Below are 21,282 nucleotides of genomic sequence, written 5' to 3'. Positions count from 1 at the left end.
CTGGAAGAGGAAATGTTTGAAAAGCGCAACCAGCTACGGGTCGCGCCTAAGCCATCGGTATGACTAACCGATAATCCTGAGCTTGTTTCGATTAATCCCTTCGAAACCGATTTTTACGCTGTGCAGGTTGCCATAGCGGTCGAACACTATGACATCCAGGGCCCGTTCGAAATCGGACTTGACATAACCGTCATAGCGCCAGAATTCACGACGTTGCAGACTGAACAAAACTTCGCCAGGGGGAACATCGTACCTTTGATCAACGACTTCCTTCGGTACATCAAGTTGCCCAAGCAATCGCCTGGAGAGAATTTCATCAATGTGCAGAATCGTTTTTCCATCCTCGTTCGCGTCACCGGCAATGGCATACCCGGTAATACTGTGGACATCTTCGAGCGTGGTGTCGCTTTCCCATTTCACCATGCTGCAGTTGCCGACGAACTGGACTTTTCTTATGGGAACCTGGACGTTCCTGATCATCAGTTTCAGGTAGTAATAGTCCAGCGTAGTCAGGTCATTCTCATCGTCCTTATCACCTTCGACACGGACCGGCCACTCCACTCCAGGCGTCTCGAAAGTAAAGGCCGTTACACCCCCACCCCCCGCCTCTGGCGGTTCCACCGCGAACAGATCGACAACTTTACTGCCACTCGAATCTTCCGGCGTCGGATTGGAATAAAGGGTGTCGAAGCTGTCACTGCGTATGCGCGCTGACACACGCAAATCTTCAATATTGTGGGTCTGGACAAAGAACTCCTTGACCACCATCCCTTTGGGCCTGTTCTGTTGCGTTTGCTGGTTCGATGCAGGCGTTTGATGGGGGTAGGGGTCGTAGGTATTGCGAGCTTCGGTGTAATGCCATTTACCGCCTTCCGGCACCCCGTCCTCACCCACCTCCGGCAATGCGACTTTCTGTTCCGCCGTGACCAGCTTGATACTCTCGAACTCGCTTTCCGACACCATTCCGCCCCCCGTGGGCTGGAAGCGCACCGTCACCTTGGCCTGTTGCAAGCCATTGGCATACACCGTGGGGGGCTTGGTGCTGACTTCAAAATCGAAGATATCCGCGTCGGTCCACTCCGACTGCCGGGCGTGATCGGACAAGTGGATGATGCTGTAGCCGAAGTGGTCGAAAAACTCACCAATATTGCTGATCTTCACCACGCTGTAGGGCAGCGTGATCGTCTCAGGCGCGGTGAATCTGCCGGTTTGCGGATCGATGGTGCCCTCCCCGGCGACCACTTCCCAGGTGAACTGTTCCGGGCGGTGGGGGCTCGGCGGCGTCAACAGCGCAGTACCGTTGGGGCGCACCCCTGGGTGCAAGGCTGGCGTGACATTCAAGGAGAAAAGGCCTTGACGCAGCAGCACCGTGGCAACGGCTTTCTCGCCAGTGCTGGTGTCCTCGACATCGAACAGCACCGCCTCGAGCGTGTTATCCGGCAGGTCGGACGACGGTGGGGTATAAATGGCCTCGTCGCCTTCGACTTGCAACGAACCGACATTGCTGCGTGGTGTCCAGCGGAACGGCCCGGCGCCCACGGAGGTGGCCTTGAGCCGTACCTGGCGGCGATCGTCCATCTCGATCAATGACATCGAGGGCGTGACCACTACGCCGGTCAGGACCACCACGACCAGGGCCGAGGCGGTGACTTCCTTGCCCGTTGTCGAATCGGTGTAGGTGGCCGTGACCACATTGCGTATGGCACTGCCGTCGAGCAAGTGAACGTCCGGCGCCAGATACTCGCCATTGGTGATGGTGCCCAGCGCACGACTGCCGTCGACACTGCGCACGCTCCATGTGACATCCGAGCTCCGATAACCCAACTGTCGAATGGTGAACGTTTGTGTGTCGCCTGCCTTGACCACGGGCAGCAAGGGGTCGAGGGTGAACGTGGTTTCCTTTGGATCGATATGGCCGACCATCAGTAGGTCGCCAGGCAGTCGGGCTTCGGTTAATTGCAAGGCGTTGCGTTCAGGAAACAGTAGGTTGCTGATGGCCAAGACGTTAAGACCTGGCAAGTCCAAAGTACGGAACACTTTCAAAACATCCAGAAATGAAGGTCTGAGCTTGGTGTCCAATTGCCGAAGCAGATAGTCGTCGTAAGGCGAATCTATCAAGCTTTCAGGATCCCAGTTACCACTGAATTGAATAATCGGATTAGTTTTTTGTTCGAATGTCACATAATTCAATCCAGATGAAAGCTCCGGTGTAAAAATAGCTTGAACCCTGGCAGTCGCTATTGCATTCCAATATTTATGTTTGTCCGGAAGCGCCCAAAACCAATTATGCAGATGAAATGGCAGTAACCTTGGCCCCTCCAAGGACAACTCAAGAGCACAGTCCCCGTTCGCTGCGACCCGAAAGGACTTCTGTGGATCAGGATCAGCCAACTTGAATCGTAAGGGGCCATCATTACGTAAAGTGTGAGAGTGATAAGCATCCGTGTGCCATTTAAGGTCAAATGCTGGAAGTTCGAACTCTCCCACCGCTGCGATCAGCGTTTTGGCCACATAATTTGACTCCGACGCGACCAATCTCAAGTGCCCTCCTATCTGCTTTTGAATGGCATCCCGAATATACCAATCGAACACCACCCGACTGGCCAATACCAACGACCCCGAGTACAACGCCTTGCCGGTTTCAGGATGTCGATCATCGGGAATCAGATAATCCAACGCGCCTTCACCCGGATCACCGCCCTCCTGCAGGTTGCCCTTGGTCCTGACCAACAGCACCACGGCGCCCTCTCCGTAGGAGTCAGACTCACGGTTCTTGCCTTCGTCCGTGGCCATGGTACGAATCAGAAATGAGCGCGGTGCGAGCAGATCGACATCGCGCAGGTCGAGGATGCCCAACTCATACATCCGGTCTTCAGGTTTTTGTTCGAGAAACAAAGCCTTGAAGAAATCGCCCAAGGTTTCCTGGGCCCGGCTCTCGTTGACCAGGTTGCAACGGCAGTTGTAGCCATCGCCGATATCGACAATGACCTTGCCCTGCTCATTGACCGTGCCGCGACTGGCGGCCAGGTCAATATCCATCGTCAGGTTGTACCCCTGGTTGGCGCCAACCACATAACTGTAGAGAACCGCCCCGGGCAATTGGCCGGACCCCTTGCGTACATAGGAGACCGTGCCTGAAACAATGTCCATGGTCGCGGTCGCCCGTGAGTCACGCAGCGAGGCTTTTTCAAAGCTCAAGCGCGGATGGCTGAGGATCAACCCGCTCATTTCCAGGTATTCACTCTTATCCGGCGTCATGAACGGCGCACCGAAGATACGCTTGAGAAAGCTCTCCTTATTGAAGCGGGTAATATATTGTTGTTCCAACAGGCTGTTGACCTTGGCTCGATTCATGAAGACCACGGCGTCCCAACCGAGCGTGACCGATTTACCTTTCATCCTGTTCGTCAGTGCATCTAATGAATACGTCGTCATGGCCTTCACCTTCAATAAATAAACAACCAGCGGTGAGCGTTAGCGAAAAGAACTTGCGTATGACTAACCGATAATCATGAGCTTGTTTCGATTACTTCCTTCGAAACCGATTTTCACACTGTGCCGGTTGCCATAGCGGTCAAACACGATCACGTCCAGAACCCGGTCGAAATCGGACTTGGCGTAACGGTCATAGCGCCAGAACTCACGACGTTGCAGGCTGAACAGGACTTCGCCAGAGGGGACAGGGTTTCCTGGATCAACTGTTTGCTCCGGCACGTCAAGTTGACCGAACAAACGCCTATAGAGAACTTCATCGATGTGCAGGATCGTTTTTTTATTCTCATTCTCGTCACCGGCAATGGCATACCCGGTAATACTGTGGACATCTTCGAGCGTGGTGTCGCTTTCCCATCGCACCATGCTGCAGTTGCCGACGAACTGGACTTTTCTTATGGGAACCTGGACGTTCCTGATCATCAGTTTCAGGTAGTAATAGTCCAGCGTAGTCAGGTCATTCTCATTGTCCTTATCACCTTTGACACGGACCGGCCATTCCACTCCAGGCGTCTCGAAAGTAAAGGCCGTTACCCCCCCACCCCCCCCCTCTGGCGGTTCCACCGCGAACAGATCGACAACTTTACTGCCACTCGAATCGTCCGGCGTCGGATTGGAGTAGAGGGTCGCGAAGCTGTCACTGCGTATCCGCGCTGACACCCGCAAATCTTCAATACTGTGGGTCTGGACAAAGAACTCCTTGAGCACCATCCCTTTGGGCCTGTTCTGTTGCGTCTCCTGGTTCAATGCAGGCGTTTGATGGGGGTAAGGGTCGTAGCTATTGCGGGCTTCGGTGTAATGCCATTTCCCACCTTCCGGCACCCCGTCCTCACCCACCTCCGGCAATGAAACTTTCTGTTCCGCCGTGACCAGCTTGATACTCTCGAACTCGCTTTCCGACACCATTCCGCCCCCCGTGGGCTGGAAGCGCACCGTCACCTTGGCCTGTTGCAAGCCATTGGCATACACCGTGGGGGGCTTGGTGCTGACTTCAAAATCGAAGATATCCGCGTCGGTCCACTCCGACTGCCGGGCGTGATCGGACAAGTGGATGATGCTGTAGCCGAAGTGGTCGAAAAACTCACCAATATTGCTGATCTTCACCACGCTGTAGGGCAGCGTGATTGTCTCAGGCGCGGTGAATCTGCCGGTTTTCGGATCGATGGTGCCCTCCCCGGCGACCACTTCCCAGGTGAACTGTTCCGGGCGGTGGGGGCTCGGCGGCGTCAACAGCGCAGTACCGTTGGGGCGCACCCCTGGGTGCAGGGCTGGCGTGACATTCAAGGAGAAATGGCCTTGACGCAGCAGTACCGTGGCAACGGCTTTCTCGCCAGTGCTGGTGTCCTCGACATCGAACAGCACCGCCTCGAGCGTGTGATCCGGCAGGTCGGACGACGGTGGGGTATAAACGGCTTCGTCGCCCTCAACATGCAACGAACCGACATTGCTGCGCGGGGTCCAGCGGAACGGCCCGGCGCCCACGGAGGTGGCCTTGAGCCGTACCTGGCGTCGATCGTCCATCTCGATCAATAACATCGAGGGCGTGACCACCACGCCGGTCAGGACCACCACGACCAGGGCCGAGGCGGTGACTTCCTTGCCCGTTGTCGAATCGGTGTAGCTGGCCGTGACCACATTGCGTATGGCACTGCCGTCGAGCAAGTGAACGTCCGGCGCCAGATACTCGCCATTGGTGATGGTGCCCACCGCACGACTGCCATCGACACTGCGCACGCTCCATGTGACATCCGAGCTCCGATAACCCAACTGTCGAATGGTGAACGTTTGTGTGTCGCCTGCCTTGACCACGGGCAGCAAGGGGTCGAGAGTGAACGTGGTTTCCTTTGGATCGATATGGCCGACCATCAGTAGGTCGCCAGGCAGTCGGGCTTCGGTTAATTGCAAGGCGTTGCGTTCAGGAAACAGTAGGTTGCTGATGGCTAGAACGTTGATCTCGGGAATACCAAAACTTGTGAATCGTGCTGTATCACGAAAAAACACCGAGTACTGATTCAGTATGGATTGCATCGAAGGGTCGTAATTCTTATAAACCCCCTGCCAGAACTCTATATTCGTATAGCTATCTATCAGAGGCCTACTGTTAAAAGAAAAACTGGCAACCAAAGGTCGCACCTTAAAGGTCAGCGTATTATTTGAAGCGTCCACCTGAGGATCAAACGTAATATCTACATCATGGGTAACTTCTACATCTGAATAATAGTAGTCATCCAGCCAGGTAAAATCCCAAATATGCACTACAAAGGGCTGAAGCTGCAGTCCTGACCACCTCATTTGCAGCGCCGCATCTTGCGTTGCGACAATACGTAAAGCGTATGCGCTATCTGCGTTGTAAAACGTGAGTTTGTGCTCCCCTTCACTCGCTACACTTTCTTTTCGCCCTGGCGAGTTATACCAACGATGCAAATATCCGGGCAACGGTAATGCCCCGGTAACGGCTTGGAGCGATCGAGCAGTATAATTCGATTCATAAATCCGCTCGAAAGTAACACCGTTGCCAGTCATTCTTTCGACGGCGTACTGCACATACCAGTCAAACACCACACGACTGGCCAACACCAACGATCCCGAGTACAACGCCTTACCGGTTGCAGGATGTCGATCATCGGGAATCAGATAATCCAACGCGCCTTCACCCGGATCACCGCCCTCCTGCGGGTTGCCCTTGGTCCTGACCAACAGCACCACGGCGCCCTCACCGTAGTCGTCGGACGCACGGTTCTTGCCTTCGTCCGTGGCCATGGTACGAATCAGAAATGAGCGCGGTGCGAGCAGATCGACATCGCGCAGGTCAAGCATGCCCAGCTCATACATCCGGTCTTCAGGTTTTTGTTCAAGAAACAAAGCCTTGAAGAAATCGCCCAGGATTTCCTGGGCCCGGCTCTCGTTGACCAGGTTGCAACGGCAGTTGTAGCCATCGCCGATATCGACAATGACCTTGCCCTGCTCATTGACCGTGCCGCGACTGGCGGCCAGGTCAATATCCATCGTCATGGTGTAACCCTGGTTGGCGCCGACCACATAACTGTAGAGAACCGCCCCGGGTAATTGGCCGGACCCCTTGCGTACATAGGAGACGGTACCTGAAACAATGTCCATGGTCGCGGTCGCGCGTGAGTTACGCAACGAGGCTTTTTCAAAGCTCAAGCGCGGATGGCTGAGGATCAACCCGCTTATCTCCAGGTATTCACTCTTATCCGGCGTCATGAACGGCGCACCGAAGATACGCTTGAGAAAGCTCTCCTTATTGAAGCGGGTAATATATTGTTGTTCCAACAGGCTGTTGACCTTGGCTCGATTCATGAAGACCACCGCGTCCCAGCCGAGTGTGACCGATTTGCCTTTCATCCTGTTCGTCAGTGCATCTAATGAATACGTTGTCATGGCCTTCACCTTCAATAAACAAACAGCCAGCGGTGAGCGTTAGCGAAAAGAACTTGCCGGGGGGCGGTATTCTTCGCTTAGGTCAGTCAAGGTCCTGATCGGCCTCGAGGGGCTTTTTCGTGTTGCCGACCAAGTCGATATACTTATCGAGTGGCAGCGGAATGGCAGCGAGGGCGTGGGTGTCCAGGTCAAAGCCCTCAACCGTACCCGAAATCACAGCCAGGCTGCCCGGCGGGACAAACGCCGGTTGCTGGTAATCGCCGGTCTGATCGTCAAAGGTTCCCACCCCACCGTGGAATGTCCAGATCACCCTTGAAGGGTCTATCGGGCCGTTCTTGCCCCGCATTTCAAACCGCACATTGCCGCTGGCAGGATCGCTCTCCTCGGAAATGTACATGCTCGTGTTGACACCGAGTTTGGTGATCAGGAAATGGATATAGGAGTTCGTCGTCACGCCCTCGACTACTTGTTTTATCTCAATTTTGTCCATGTAAAACGCTATCAGGGGATCCGTGCCACCCGGCCCCGCGACGTAGTTATGCTGGTTGGGCTCACCTGGTATCGGTGACAGCGTCGAGCCCCATTGCGGCGTGAGAAGCTTCCACTGCAGAGTTCCACCATTCACCGATTCAGCGGTAAATCTTCTGATCTCACCAGGGTCGCCGGCGTCATACAGGGGGTTGGCAACGATCGCGCTACTGAGAACGGTGACCAGTGCCGAGCTTTTTGCTGTTACTCCGTTCAAGATCCCTTCGGCAGTCACCACGACCGCAAGAAAGCCATCGGGCAATTGGTCCGCTTCCGGGGCGGTAAAATAACCGGTTGAACTGATCAGTTCCGGCATGCTGACTTGCCTGTCAACATCTTGGACCGTCCAGGTGAGATTGGTGGGCGTTGGGCTCACGTTGAATTGAATACGCCCCCTGTTCGCCTCGATTGTCGAGTTTGCCGGTGACAGGACGATCGTTGTGCGCAACGGGTCGATCTCGCCAAATACCGCCAAGTCACCGGGAACGAATGCTTCGCTAAGGTGCAAGGCATTGTGACCTGGGAATAAAAGATTCCTGATCAGGAAGGTGTCAATTGACGGTATTTCAATTTTTTCAACCACATCGGAAATCGTTGAGCTGATCCTGTGTTTAATGAAATTTTTCGTCTCGGCCTCACCCTCCAGGTTCCAAAAATAATCAGCAGATCCATGAAAGGTGGTAACGGCATCCATATGTAAAATACCTGAATTTATTAGTTCTACATGACCAGACTCCCTATCCAACGCGGTATCAAGATTCATCCCCATATAATAATTACAGCTATAGTCAAAATCATGTTTCGGATTAGTTGCTGGTACTTTGCATCGACCTGACACAATACCTTTCCAGTCAATAACCATGCTGCCAGCGGTACCATAATCCACTGTCAAACCCGTTGAAGAGAAGTCGACTTTTCTAAAAACATAAGAGAACGGATCCAACTTACTATTAGTAAAACCGAAGCTCTGGGAGGGGGCGTACCAATACTGATAGAATGTCGTGTCATAACCAATATCTGCCCCGCCAGCTATGGCCTCCAGCGTCGTCGCCCTATCCTTGCCAGTATCCACCGCTCTCAGTACCAACCCTTTACCGATAGAGGTTTCCAATGCCGGCTTGAGAACCTTGCTTGCAAGGATTTTGCTGGACAGCAGCATGGCACCTGTAAATTTCTCACCATTGCCATCAGCAGGAATCAGGTAGGGATCTCGGGCACTAAGATATTCATCGCCGTCTTGGCCCTCCCTCAAGGTAATGTACAGAATCACGGCACCATCGCCATATTGTTCGTCCCCGAACAATGCGTTGGGATCGGATTTCATGGTCCGGACTTCAAAGTTATTTGGGGTCAGAATACCGTTCATATCGCCCTCAAGCCGTCCCAGAGGAAACCATGACAATTTAGTCCCCAATGACTTGATGAATTCTTCAAAACGTTTCCCTACGTCGGCCATTGCCAGTTCACCGACCACAAAGTTGGCCTTGAAGTTATCGGCATCGCGCAAGTCGATGAAGACGTCGCCCAATCCAGTGACCCTCGCCTTGGTCACTGGCTGATCCATCCACAGTTGCGGACCGCCTACCGGCATTACCTTTAATATCCGGGAAACGAAAAGTCTGTTTCCCGAGAATTTTTTTGTGCTGACTATCATTCCGCCGATCATGTCCATGGTCAGGCGCGTCTTTGCCACCGGCAAGTCGGGATCGGAGATTTCGAACGACAGCCGCGGCGCCCCCAGTTTAAGATTAAACATATGCTCGGTATAAGAACCGTCTCCCCATCTGCCCTCCATGGTAACCGGTTCGATATAACCATCTTCGCTATTGAAACGCTCGACATACAATTGAAACAGCAACTCATTGGTCTTGCGTTGATCGTAAAGCGTTATCGCGTCCCAGCCATAAGTCAGGGACTTGCCTTGCATCTGGTTGACCAACTGCGTCAGCGTCAATTTACTCATGACTGTTCACTCCCATCACCAATAAAGTTACGTCTGCCTGTCGAGTGATGCCAAACCCAGGGCGCACGATGCCAGGCGTGTCATATGACAGACCGCGATATAAACATCACCACCAATAAATCCTGCAGTAGCTGAAGCCGTTCAACTACTTGCCGAGCTAGCGCGCTCTAACTGCTATTTCCCTCCTGCTCGCTCGATAAATAACCGGGCGGATAGAAGTAGACATAGGGCGTTCGTTCAGACAACAGTCCGTTTGCACTAACTGCCCGTAGGTGAAAACGGTTATAGCCCTGTACGTTGGCTGCTACATATTCTGTTCCGGTAATATCGGCGATTGGCACCCACCATCGATAAAGCCTGTACTTCGCGACGTGGTTGGAAGCATTCCATTGGAACTGGATGGGGTAATAATTATTGTGCGTCAGTCGAAAACCGGTTGGCATCGCCGGTCTCTCGAGTCCCGGATCAAGGGGAGGCGCATCCTCCTGCAGTATGTCCATCAGCTCTGCATACTTGCTCAGTGGCAATGGAATCGCGGCGAGGGCCTGTACATCCTGGAGTTCACCGGGGATCGTACCCGACACCACGATAAAACTGCTCGGCGCCACGGACGCCGGCTCCTGATAAACCCCGGTACGCTCGTCAAAAGTGCCTGGCCCGCCCAGCAGTTTCCAGATTACCCGGGAAGGATCGACCGGCTCCCCCCTGGGCCGTAGCTCAAACTGCACCGTGCCACTGGCCGGTTCACTCGCCTCGGAAATCCACAAGGGGGTGCTGACCGCCTGGTTGTGGATCAGGATATGGATGTGGCTCACCTGGCCATTGGACGTTTGCTTGACCTCGATCTTGTCCAGGGAAAACGGCACGTCATCGTCCGAGCTACCGCCAGCGGTATACGTTCTTTTGGTCGGTTCACCCTCTACCGGGGTCAATGTCGAGCCCCATTGCGGGGTCAGGATATTCCACGTCAGTGTGCCGTCGTCCAGGGATTGGGCAGACAATGTCCTGCTTTCGCCAGGGTTACAACTGTCGTACAGGGGGTTGGTCAGGATCATGCTGTCGAGTACCGACACCAGTGCCGAACTTTGCACGGGTTTGCCGTCCAAGGTGCCCCGCGCGGTCACCACAATGGCAAGGAAACCCTCGGGCAACTGGTCCAGGGGGGGCGCGGTAAAGTAGCCACTGGAGCTGATGACATGCGGCAGGGATACCCGGCTATCGATATCCCGTGCCGACCAAGTAATATTGGCCGGCGTCGGCGTCAAGCGGAATTGAAAGCCACTACCGGCCGCGACCGTCGAGTTGACCGGAGTGAGTTGAGTGTTGGTGCGCAGGGGTTCGATCTGACCAAATACCGCCAGATCGCCGGGAACGAACGCCTCGCTCAAGTGCAAGGCGTGATGGCTAGGAAACAGCAGATTACCCAGCAGGAAAGTCTCGATCGATGGAATGTCAATTTTGTTGACCACACCATGAAGTACCGACTTGACCCTGTCTTGAATATGGTTTCGGGTAACGGACTCCCCTTCCATGTTCCAATAATGACCGGCACTCCCGCTGAGGCCGGTATCGACCCCAAATAAAAAAACCTCTGGTTTGTTCAGCTCTACGTGTTGGCGCGCCTGATCCAGCGAGGCCTCGAGCTTCATCCCCATCTCGAAATTGCAGTGATAGCCAAAGTTGTACCGGTCATTGGTCGCCGGCACTTTGCATTGCCCGGCGACTTGGCCTCTCCAATAAATCGTCAGGCTTGCGCCCGTGCCATAAATGACCTGCAACCCTTTCCTGGCGCTGGCCTGCCAACTGAACTCATAGGCGAAGGGGTCCAGTTTGCTGTTGGTAAAACCATCGCGCTGGAAGGCGGCATCCCAATACAGATACGTCGCAGTATTAAAACCAATGCTGCTGCCACCGGCGATCGCTTCCAGCGTCGTGGCAATCTCATGGCTCTGATAAACGACCCGCAAGGCCAGCCCCTTGCCAATGGAACTCTCCAGTGCAGGCTTAAGGATTTTTTCCGCCAATACCTTGCTGGACAACAACAGTGTCCCGGTGTACTTGCTGCCGCTTTGGTCGGCCGGAATCAGGTAGGGCGTTTCGGAACCAGGATAACGATCACCGTCGTGCCCGCCCTGCAAGGTAATGAAAAGCATCAGCGCCCCCTCGCCATAGTGCTCGTCACCCAACAGGGCAAGCGGGTCAGCCTTCATCGCCCTGACCTCGAAGTTTTGCGGGGTCAATATCCCGTTCGAGTGCCCCTCCAGACGCCCCAACGGAAAGACCTTCAGCTCAGCGGGAATATTGTCATCGAAGTATTGCTTGAATCGGCTGCCGACATCTTTCATCGCCAACGGACCGAGCACGAAGTTCGCCATGAAGTTCTCGGCATTCTTCAGGTCGATCAGCACGTCTCCCAGCCCGTCGACCGTGGCCTTGGTCACCGGCTGGTCCATCCACAGTTGCGGACCGCCCACGGGGAGTACCTTGAGCAACCTCGATATGAAAAAGGGACCGCCAGGTTCCTTCTTGGCGCTGACAATCATGCCGCCGATCATGTCCAGGGTCAGCCGCGCCTTGGCCGGTAGCTTGGGGTCGGCATTTTCAAACGACAGGCGCGGCGCACTGAGCCTCAAGTCATAGATATATTCCTTGTACGGTGCCCCCTCCCCCCAGCCAATAATCATGGACATCGGTTCGATATAACCGTTTTCGCTGTTGATCCGCTCGATGTACAGCTGCATGAGCAATTCATTGGTCTTACGTTGGTCGTAGAGCACCACGGCGTCCCAACCACAGGTCAGGGACTTGCCTTGCATCTCGGCGACCAACTGCGTCAATGACATCTTGCTCATGATTCAATCTTCCCAGGCCCGTGAAAGGCAATGTGCGAAGTCAATCCAACAGTTTCAGTTGCAGCGGATTCTTGAACACGACGGTGGAATGCCCACCATCGAAACTGACACTGGCGCGCAAGGTGAACACCGAATTCGCCGCGATACCCGTCAGGTGCGTGGTCATCAGCCGAGCCGTGACACCGGTGCTCGTCTCGGCGGGCAAGACCGGACGAAGGGGAATGATGTCGCGCTCGGTAACGCTGCTGGCCGTCAGCCATAGCCGTACCGTTTGCTCGGTGGAAATGAATGACCAGCGACTGAGACTCAACAGGGCCCCGCCCGGCGGAATATCGGACAACTTCAAGGTCGCCGGCGACCCCACCTGCGCGCCTTCACAGGTGATATCCGGGTGGCTGGCCAGCTCGCGGATATACAGCTGCAAGGGCGGTTGGGCCTCCTGGCCGGAAACGCTATAGGTCACCTCGACCGTCTTGCCGAAGTTCGGTGGCAATACCGTCGACGGGACTTTGAACTTCAACGGGTTCGACGGCTCGGCCTCTTGCGCGTCATACGAGCCACTGGCACCAAAGCCTTTCCAATGGGCAATCACCACATCGTCGTCACCAATGGTGGCGGCCGAGGGAATGGTGATATAGGCACCGCTGATGGCCTGGATCGGGTTCAGCTCATCGCGGCCTTCGGTGACCACGCTGTTATCGACGGTCGGGGTCGGCAAGACCAGGGGCTCGCGGATCGTCAGTGCCAAGGGCACGCCGGAGCCGGCGGCATCGTCGCGCCCATACTGGTAACGCACGCTCACGGAACCACCCTGATTGTCGTGCAACCACTGGACGGGGATCGGCACCTCGATCCGACCACTGTCGATCATCGCCTGGTCGATCTTCAGGTACTGGATGGTGTTCTTGTTCGGCCCGCTGCCCAAACCGGTGCGCGTGCCATACACCAGCAAATCGTCTCCCGCGCGAATCCCCGGATAAGGCGTCACCACCACCCGGATGCCTTCAGGGAACTGACCGGGGTTGATGACGCTACCGGTCAGATCCTTGATGGTGGGCGCGGCAAGCTCAGCGGCACTGGGCGGGATGACCTGGATGATGCGTTGCGCCGACTCGCTATCGACCTGGGTGCCTGGGGCTGCATGGGTGATCTCGTAGTGCAGACTGATCGAGCCTCCACGCACCGCTACGGCGTTGGTTTTCAATACAGACCAGTTCAGTACCGAACCGGGGTTGTTGCTGGGGTCGGTATCGCTGTCGCTCAAGGTCTTGATCGGCAAATTGACCGTGGGGCCGGGATTACCATCGGCCCGGGTGCCCACCCACAGCAAGCGGACCACATCCCCATTGGCCATACCACCATAGGGCACGACGGCGACGGTCATGCTGCCATCGATCGTGTCGGGATCCAGTTGCAGGTCATGGGATTCCTTGATCTGCGGGGCGGGTAACAGGCCATCCCGGCCAGGGCCGGCCGGCGTATTGTTCGCCGTTTGCTCGTTGCTATTGGTCATATCGCCACCTTTCGAAACCATGCCGATACGTGAACGATTCATCCACGCAACTACCTGAGTTTTTTTATTTATACGCCTGCGCCATCCACTCAGGTACTAGCAGAACTACTAGGTTCCAAAGGTGCCGACCGGTGCTAGATTCGACCAGAAGGCAACCGTACAACCGCCCTTCAAGCCGCTCCGGTCAATAGAGGTATCCGACAATGAACTCGCGTAAATCAGTGTTGAGAGCGTGTGCCTGGATAACGCTTATTAGTTTCAGTGGTCTCGCCACCGTTGCGTGCGTTGCGCCCGAACGGGACAACTCTACATCTACAAAATCCTCCTTCGGGACCATCCATTTTCAGAATGATAAGGGCGAGGAAAAGTGCACGTTGCCCATACCAGAAACCGAGAAGAGGTTCCATTTCAACGACCCCGACGAATATTGCGAAAACAATATGGTTTCATATTTCTGGCTGGAAAACGTGCCCTCGGCAACCAAGATTCAATTCTATGAAAACGAATCCTGCTCGGATGGAATAACTGACCAAGACAGTTTTTACTTCAAGCTGAAAACCGTCAAGCAACCCACACACTGGGCTGGCGTGACGCTTTCCATCGATGCCTTGCGCAACCTGCGTCCGGGAGAGCTGATTGCGGGAAAAAATCTGCGCGTCGATCCCAACCCGCCCCTACCCGCCCCCCCGTCCGTTTTCGTGGGTACTGGCCTCGCCCACAAGAATCTCAACGAACGGCTTAGCTGCGTTCATATCGAACGCTCACAACCCGCCAACTGATCACCACCGTGGACTGACCGGCACCGCCATTGCTCTGTTTTCAACGAGGACAAGTTCATGACCACTCCGACCTCCGTACCTTCCAATGCTTTCAACTTCCTGAACTTTATCCTCAGCCAGGTCGACCCACGGACCGGACAATACACGTGCGCCATCTCCTTGCCCGAACTCAAGGCGAATAATCTCTGTGGCCCGACGGTGCCATTGCCTTTGAACTTCAATCCGCTCAACCGTACCGACAGCGGTTTCGGCAAGGGCTGGAGCCTGCAACTTTCGCACTATGATCCCAACCGCCGGATCATCTCGCTGTATACCGGGGAAAACTTCAAGGTCAACTCGGGACCGGATGGGATCGAGATTCCGGAGAAGAAACTCGACTCCTTTCATTTCCATGACTTGGGCAATAAGCGCTACCGGATCGAGCATAAGTCCGGGCTGGTGGAGATTCTCGAGGTCGGCCAGGGCCAGTTCGCCATGCCGGTGGAAATGCGCTCGCCCCAGGGGTATAGCGTGACGCTGGAATACGCCGCGTTCGGCACGACCCCGCTACTGAGCAAGATCCTTAACAGCGACGACACGGAACTGCTGAGCCTGACGCGCAACGGCAACCTGGAGATCAAGCTGTACCCCGGAAGCACGCAGGAAGCCGTGTTCGTATTGAACATCCTCGGCGGTGAAACCAGGAGCATCGACTTGCCCATCGAAGACGAGGGCCTGCCTACCGAGAACAAGGGTTCCTGGCGTTTTGAATACATCCCCCTGAGCGGCCTGACCCTGCTCAAGAAAGTCCATACCCCCTCCGGCGGCCATGAAACCGTCACCTACTCAGGCACCCACCATGCCTTTCCCGGCATGAGCGACCTCACCCTGCCGCGGGTACAGTCGCACAAGCTCGACCCGGGCTTTGACCAACCCGTCATCGAAACCCGCTACGAGTACGACCGCACCGGCAATAACTTCCTCGGCCATGGCAGTGGCGTCACTTGGAGTGACAATGGCCTGGACAACCTTTTCCGCGATGGTGTGGTGCGCAACTACCGGTATGAAACCAAAGAGATTCTCTGGGACGCCGTCAGCGACAAACCGGCGCGTACCACCCGTCGAGTGTTCAATCGCTACCATCTATTGGTGCTCGAAGAAATTTCGCAGAAAGCCAACCTCCCGGACAAGGATGACACCCTGCTGGTCACCGAGACCGAATACTACGCCAACCCGCTGGATGACTTCAGCGATCAACCGGCGTATTACCAACTGCCGAAAAGCATCACCCAGACCTGGCGCAACGCAAGCACGACGCTCCCTCGGTATAGCGAGGTGGTGACGCGTACCTACGATGATTTCGGCAACCTGCTGGTACAGGTCAATGCCAATGGCGTGACTGAAACCAGCACCTGGTACGGCTCTGAAGAGGAGGACGGTTGCCCGGCGGATCCGCAAGGCTTCGTGCGCCATATCAAGAGCAAGACCGTCACCCCGGCGCCTTCCGACTACGGCGATGCACCGACCCTGCAAACCCAGTATCGCTACGTCGAATACCCCGGCGTCGGCGGCATCGGACGCTGGCTGGCCTTGAACGACGAAACCCTGTTCCAAGTGGTGGATGAGCAGCCGCAAACCGAGTTGCGGTGTATCACCCATGAGTACATCAACACCCCGACAGAGCAGTGGCACGGCCTGCTCAGCAAAATGCTGCAAACCCTGCATGGCCAGGCCGATACCCTGACCACCACCGAATATGCCTATAGCATCGCCCCGGGCACCCGGACCGGGGGGATGGTCATGCACACGCAAACCACCCTGATTGGCTATGACGACCAACCCGATGCGCCGATTCGCAAAGTGATCCACGAAGAATACGCCTTGCCCAACGGCAGCAAATCCCTCAGCACCGATGACGTCGGTGCCGAAGTGCTCTACCGATACGATCACCTGGGCCGGGTCATCGAAGAAACCGCAGCGCCGAATACCCCCTACCAGGCCAGTCGTACCTATGGCTATACACTGGCCAACGGGCCGGAGCAGCAGGCGCACCAACGACTGCTGGACGTCAACGGCGTCGAGACCGTGACCTGGCTGGATGGGTTGAACCGCGTATTGAAAGTCGAACGCCAGGATGCCGATGGCTGGGGGGGCGATTCAACGGCGTTTCGCGAAACTTATCGAGCGACGTACAACCACTTGGGGCAACTGACCAGCGAAACCCGTACGGACTGGGAAGGCGCCAAGGACGTTGCCCTGACCACCCTCTTCGAGTACGACACCTGGGGCGAGCAATACAAGGTGATCGGTGCCGATGGCGTGGCGCAGGTCACCGAAAACGACCCACCCACGCAGACCCTGTGCAGCTGGAGCCAAAGTACCGAAACGCCGCCGAAGATCACCGGCAAGACCCGTATGACCCTCAACCGGTTTGGCAAGGAAGATAAAATCGAGGCCCTGGACGCTGGGGACGGGCTGGTCAGCGAAGTGCAGTTTCTTTATGACGGCCTGGGCAACTGTGTCGAACAAATCGATCCGATGGGTGAATCCACTCGCTTTGATTACGACCTGTTTGGTCGGGTCCAGACCACCACCCTGCCCGACTACACCGAGCTCAAGCGCACCTATGCCCGGCACAGCGGCGACGAACTGCCCGTGGGCCTGGACGTGATCGCCAACGGCACCACCACCTGCATGGGCCTGCAGATGTTCGATGGGCTGGATCGCCGGACCACCCTGAAAGTCGGCCCGCGCGTGCAGCAATTCCACTACAAGGGCGGGCAACTCCAGGTCGACACCCAGATCACCGCCAGCCAACAATCCATCAGCTACGAATACCAGTTGGGCCTGACCGGCAGCCCCGTGTCCAGCATCGCCCCGGACGAGCAATCGAGCTTCAACTACAACCCCCGGAGCGCACAACTGACGCTTTCGGAAAACACCCAGGGCCAGCACAGCTTCGACTACAGCTCCACCGGCCAACTGCGCCACGAGAGCTGGACGGAGAAACGCTCGGGCAAGTTATGGGAAACCCACTACACCCATACCCGGGAGGGTCGTCCGCTGTCCCGGGCGAATAACGACGGTTTGCCCTGCACCTACAGCTACGATGAAAAAGCCCGGCCCAAGACGGTGACACAGGGCCAGATCAGCGCCACCTTCGAATACGACAGCCTGGGCCAGATCAGCCTGATCACCACGCGCAATGCCCATAGCCGGCAGGAGTTGCAGACGCGGCTGACCTTTGACGACCAGGGCCGGGAAACCATGCGCCAGATGAGCTTGAGCGGTGGCCACCCGGACCGCACCATCAGCCAAACTTACCGGGCCGATAGCAAGCTGCAAAGCCGCCACCTGCAAGCAGGCGATGCAACCGAATTGCTGGAAACCTTCGACTACGACCCGCGCGGACGCCTGGTGCAATACAACTGCGAAGGCACCGAGTTGCCCAAGGACCGTTATGGCAATGCCATCGTTGAACAGCTTTTCGCCTTCGATGCCCTGGACAATATCACCGAGGTCTACACCCGTTTTGAAGACGGTAGCCGTGACGATATCGAGCGTTTTTTTGCAGGCGACGACGATCCCTGCCAACTGGTCAGGATCACCCATACCCATGAGGATTACCCCCGCAGCGTCGAACTGGAGTACGACGAGGACGGCCGCCTGAAACATGATGAAAACGGCCAACGCCTGAACTACGACAGTCAGGGGCGTTTACTGCGTGTCACTGACAGCGGCGGTAACACCGTCAGCCAGTACCGTTACGACGCGCACAACCACTTGCTGGGCGTCACGCGCCAATCCCAAGCGGAAACCTTGCGGTTCTACGATGACGACAGCCTGACCCGGACGGAACAAGGCGAGCGGAAAATTCACGTGCTCAGCGCCGCCGACCAAACGCTGGGCCAACAGCTGCAGGATGATCCCGAGCAGACATTGCTGCTGCTGACCGACGCGAAAAACAGCGTGCTGGCCGAGAGCGGCCAGGGTGAACTGCGCAAGGCCGTGTATGGCGCCTATGGCGAACGCCGCCCCGAAGACGACTTGCAATGCCTGTTGGGCTTTAACGGCGAAGTGCGCGACGAGCTCAGTGGCTGGTACCTGCTGGGCCGCGGCTACCGTGTCTACAACCCTGCGCTGATGTGCTTTCACAGCCCGGATTCACTCAGCCCATTCGATGCCGGAGGGATCAATCCCTACATGTATACGGCGGGCGACCCGATCAATTTTGTCGACCCCACCGGACATGCCAATCGTAAGATGAATTGGTTGGGTTTTTTGGGGGCGACGCTTTCAGCGATAGGCATCGCCCTTTCAATCGCGGCGGTGGTTATCGCCCCGCCGGTTGGCGCACTTGCCATTGGGGTCACGAGCACCTTCACCTTGGTGGGGGTCGGGTTCGGTGCGTACGGCGTCTATGAAGGCATCGCGGCCACCCATGCCACCCGACTGAAGGATCGGGAAAAGCATGCGTTGAGTTCGGTGATTTCTGGCGGGGTGGATGTGGCGTTTGGTTTGTGGGGGCTCTGGCGGGCCGTAGGCGCAGCGGCGAAAGCTGCGGAAGCAGCGGCTGCCCAGGCGAGTTGGCATGCCCAAGTGAAGAAAAGCTTTACAAACATACAAGACATAACGGGAGTCATAAACAAGATGAAACCTGATGACGGGGCCGGGGCTGCAGCCGCGGCCGTTGGTGCAGCCAATGAAGGATCAGGAAATACGGGGCTAATACTCAATCGTTTCAAAAAGCCCGCATCTCGGCAGGCCACTGCTCCCAATCAACCAACCCTAACAAGAGCAAACTCACTCCCCCCTATACCGCCCCCCGATTATCCAGGCTCAGGCCCAAGGCCTGTGCCGCCTCCGAAACCTAAAAAAAGCGGCGCCGTGGTTACGAGTGATGCAGGGAACAGTAGCGGTGGTGGCGGTGGCGGTGGCATGACCGCAGTTCCTGGGACAGCCCAGGGCCCCGACATAGGACGAAGGGGAGTTTTTGCTCCAATCCAAGGTGCAGATCTTTCTTACAAAACAGCAGGTATGCCATCCCAAGGAGTTGGAACACTCACAAAGCAATTTGAAAAATTGAGAACTATCATAAGAGCTCTCGGAGCGTAACCAACCCTGAGCACTCAATCCATTTCTGAAAAATCACCCGCGAAGCTACCTTCCGGGTGATTTTTTGTGCTGCAACTACGCAACCACTTTCAACGCCAAACTCTTAAAAGCAATATAACCCTGCCCCTGATCAAAACTCACACTGGCATAAAGCGTAAACGTGGAGTTAAGCGCCTGCCTGTCCACAAAGTCCTTGGCTATCTTGGTACTGAAAGTCCCGTCGACACCATGGGGTTCTCCTCGCAAAAAATCCGTACGCACGCCCCCCGCCATGGCCCACACATTCATGCGCTGGCCCCGGGCCTGGTAGATCCATTTTTCGATCTCCAGGTCCGCGCCCTCTGTGGGTACCTGCTGCTTGGAGATCGTCGCCGGCGAGCCCACCTGCGCCTGGCGGCATTGCACCTGCCCCAGCGCGTCGGCGGCGAAGGGGTTGATGGTCAGGGTGTAGATCGCCGAATGCTGGGGGGCATTGCCGACCCAGTAATAGGCTTCCACCGTGCGCCGGTCGGCGGCATCCACGCGGATATTCGCCGCGACCACCGCCGCGGGAATGGCAAACTCCAACCCACCGGCGCTGATCGGCCGTACCCCTTTGATGGAGCCGATACCGTCCTCGCCGCCCAGGCCGATGAAGTCCACGGTCACCTCGTCGCCGGGGTCGACCTCGGAGGCCTGCACCACCACGGTCACCCCTGAGCCGCCATTGAATGGGTTCAATATGCCGGTGCCGGTGGGCGAATTCGTCGCTTCCTTGACCGTGGGAAATTTGCGCGGGGTCGGTGGGCGAATGTTGACATCCAGACTCTTCTCGCGAGAAATGGAGACATTGCCTGCCCGATCGCTGACTTCATATATCGCGTACAGTTGACCATTGCCACTATCACGAATGACCCTGCCAGGAAATTCAACCGGCGCCGGCTGGCCGCTTTCGCCGCGATACAGCGTCCGCGAATCGACTTTATCGGCGGGCGTTACCGGAAACGAAACCTTGCTCCAGTACCAGGAGATGACATCACCAGGCGCTCCACCACCATATGCTGGAACATCCCCCATTAACTTGTCTTCGTTGGCATCCAGATACTGGCTGGTCACTTGGGTGGTGTCGAAAATCAGCCTGGGGTCACTGCCCAGGTCGGGGGGGATTTCGTCAATGGTAACCGTGAGTGCCTCAGAGGGATCCCAGTTTCCATTGAACAACGTCACCTCATAACGCAATTCATGCACACCATGTATGACGTGCTGCGCCTCCAGATCGAAAAACAAATCAGCGGGAGGCGGTTTGTCATCACTCCCAAATTCGCTCGGTGCCCATACCTTTTCATAAACCGGCCGGCTGCCGTTATTCCAATAGACGCGCAAATAGCAACGATCTGTTTCATCTTTCGGAATAGAGACCCAGGCAGGAATCTCAACCGTCAATGGTTTATTCGCCAAGTTAGCAGGCAACAAACCCGTTTCATCCCAGTCAGAACTATCAGGCAACAATACAGACACGATCGGCTTGTTCAAGAGCCGAGCGCGAGGATGGTTATCAGCCATTGCCGTTCTCCTTCGAGCAGGAAAGATCAGGTCGATGAAGAGACCATTTTATCCATTAGCCGTCACACAACGAGACACGTTTAACACTTCCCCCTGCAAATGTGTACTAACAGAACT

The 21,282-nt window shown here is 56.0% G+C and carries 8 protein-coding genes; 2 read left to right on the top strand and 6 right to left on the bottom strand.

Annotated elements, in window-relative coordinates:
• Positions 1-63 precede the first annotated feature (63 nt).
• From AC3A5O_RS07020 to AC3A5O_RS07000, 5 genes are all read right to left on the bottom strand, one after another.
• Positions 64-3,435, bottom strand: coding sequence for a hypothetical protein (locus tag AC3A5O_RS07020; protein ID WP_487753007.1), 3,372 nt, complete (start codon positions 3,433-3,435; stop codon positions 64-66).
• 63 nt (positions 3,436-3,498) lie between these two features.
• On the bottom strand, positions 3,499-6,894 hold the full coding sequence (locus AC3A5O_RS07015) for a hypothetical protein (RefSeq protein ID WP_487753006.1): 3,396 nt from the start codon (positions 6,892-6,894) through the stop codon (positions 3,499-3,501).
• Between the two features lie 82 nt (positions 6,895-6,976).
• On the bottom strand, positions 6,977-9,385 hold the full coding sequence (locus AC3A5O_RS07010; protein WP_487753005.1) for a hypothetical protein: 2,409 nt from the start codon (positions 9,383-9,385) through the stop codon (positions 6,977-6,979).
• Positions 9,386-9,552: 167 nt separating this feature from the next.
• Positions 9,553-12,237, bottom strand: a complete 2,685-nt coding sequence (locus tag AC3A5O_RS07005; protein ID WP_487753004.1) for a hypothetical protein — start codon at positions 12,235-12,237, stop codon at positions 9,553-9,555.
• 40 nt (positions 12,238-12,277) lie between these two features.
• Positions 12,278-13,792: a hypothetical protein gene (locus tag AC3A5O_RS07000; protein WP_487753003.1), complete on the bottom strand. Its 1,515-nt coding sequence runs from the start codon at positions 13,790-13,792 to the stop codon at positions 12,278-12,280.
• 161 nt (positions 13,793-13,953) lie between these two features.
• On the opposite strand from AC3A5O_RS07000, the gene AC3A5O_RS06995 reads away from it, so the two are divergent.
• Together AC3A5O_RS06995 and AC3A5O_RS06990 are read left to right on the top strand one after the other, a co-directional pair.
• On the top strand, positions 13,954-14,529 hold the full coding sequence (locus AC3A5O_RS06995) for a hypothetical protein (RefSeq protein WP_487753002.1): 576 nt from the start codon (positions 13,954-13,956) through the stop codon (positions 14,527-14,529).
• Positions 14,530-14,586: 57 nt separating this feature from the next.
• Entirely contained in the window at positions 14,587-19,623 is a 5,037-nt protein-coding gene (locus AC3A5O_RS06990) for an RHS repeat domain-containing protein (RefSeq protein WP_487753001.1), read from the top strand.
• Between the two features lie 75 nt (positions 19,624-19,698).
• On the opposite strand, the gene AC3A5O_RS06985 is transcribed toward AC3A5O_RS06990, so the two are convergent.
• On the bottom strand, positions 19,699-21,165 hold the full coding sequence (locus AC3A5O_RS06985; RefSeq protein ID WP_487753000.1) for a hypothetical protein: 1,467 nt from the start codon (positions 21,163-21,165) through the stop codon (positions 19,699-19,701).
• Between the last annotated feature and the right edge of the window lie 117 nt (positions 21,166-21,282).

It is taken from the genome of Pseudomonas sp. Soil_N_39 (assembly GCF_057655955.1).
Note: the sequence above shows the minus strand (reverse complement) of the source record. Positions and strands in the feature narration are given on the sequence as shown.

Excerpts from the sequence above, each read along its gene's own strand:
- AC3A5O_RS07020 (WP_487753007.1), bottom strand. The coding sequence starts at position 3,435 with ATGACGACGTATTCATTAGATGCACTGACGAACAGGATGAAAGGTAAA.
- AC3A5O_RS07015 (WP_487753006.1), bottom strand. The coding sequence starts at position 6,894 with ATGACAACGTATTCATTAGATGCACTGACGAACAGGATGAAAGGCAAA.
- AC3A5O_RS07010 (WP_487753005.1), bottom strand. The coding sequence starts at position 9,385 with ATGAGTAAATTGACGCTGACGCAGTTGGTCAACCAGATGCAAGGCAAG.
- AC3A5O_RS07005 (WP_487753004.1), bottom strand. The coding sequence starts at position 12,237 with ATGAGCAAGATGTCATTGACGCAGTTGGTCGCCGAGATGCAAGGCAAG.
- AC3A5O_RS07000 (WP_487753003.1), bottom strand. The coding sequence starts at position 13,792 with ATGAATCGTTCACGTATCGGCATGGTTTCGAAAGGTGGCGATATGACC.
- AC3A5O_RS06995 (WP_487753002.1), top strand. The coding sequence starts at position 13,954 with ATGAACTCGCGTAAATCAGTGTTGAGAGCGTGTGCCTGGATAACGCTT.
- AC3A5O_RS06990 (WP_487753001.1), top strand. The coding sequence starts at position 14,587 with ATGACCACTCCGACCTCCGTACCTTCCAATGCTTTCAACTTCCTGAAC.
- AC3A5O_RS06985 (WP_487753000.1), bottom strand. The coding sequence starts at position 21,165 with ATGGCTGATAACCATCCTCGCGCTCGGCTCTTGAACAAGCCGATCGTG.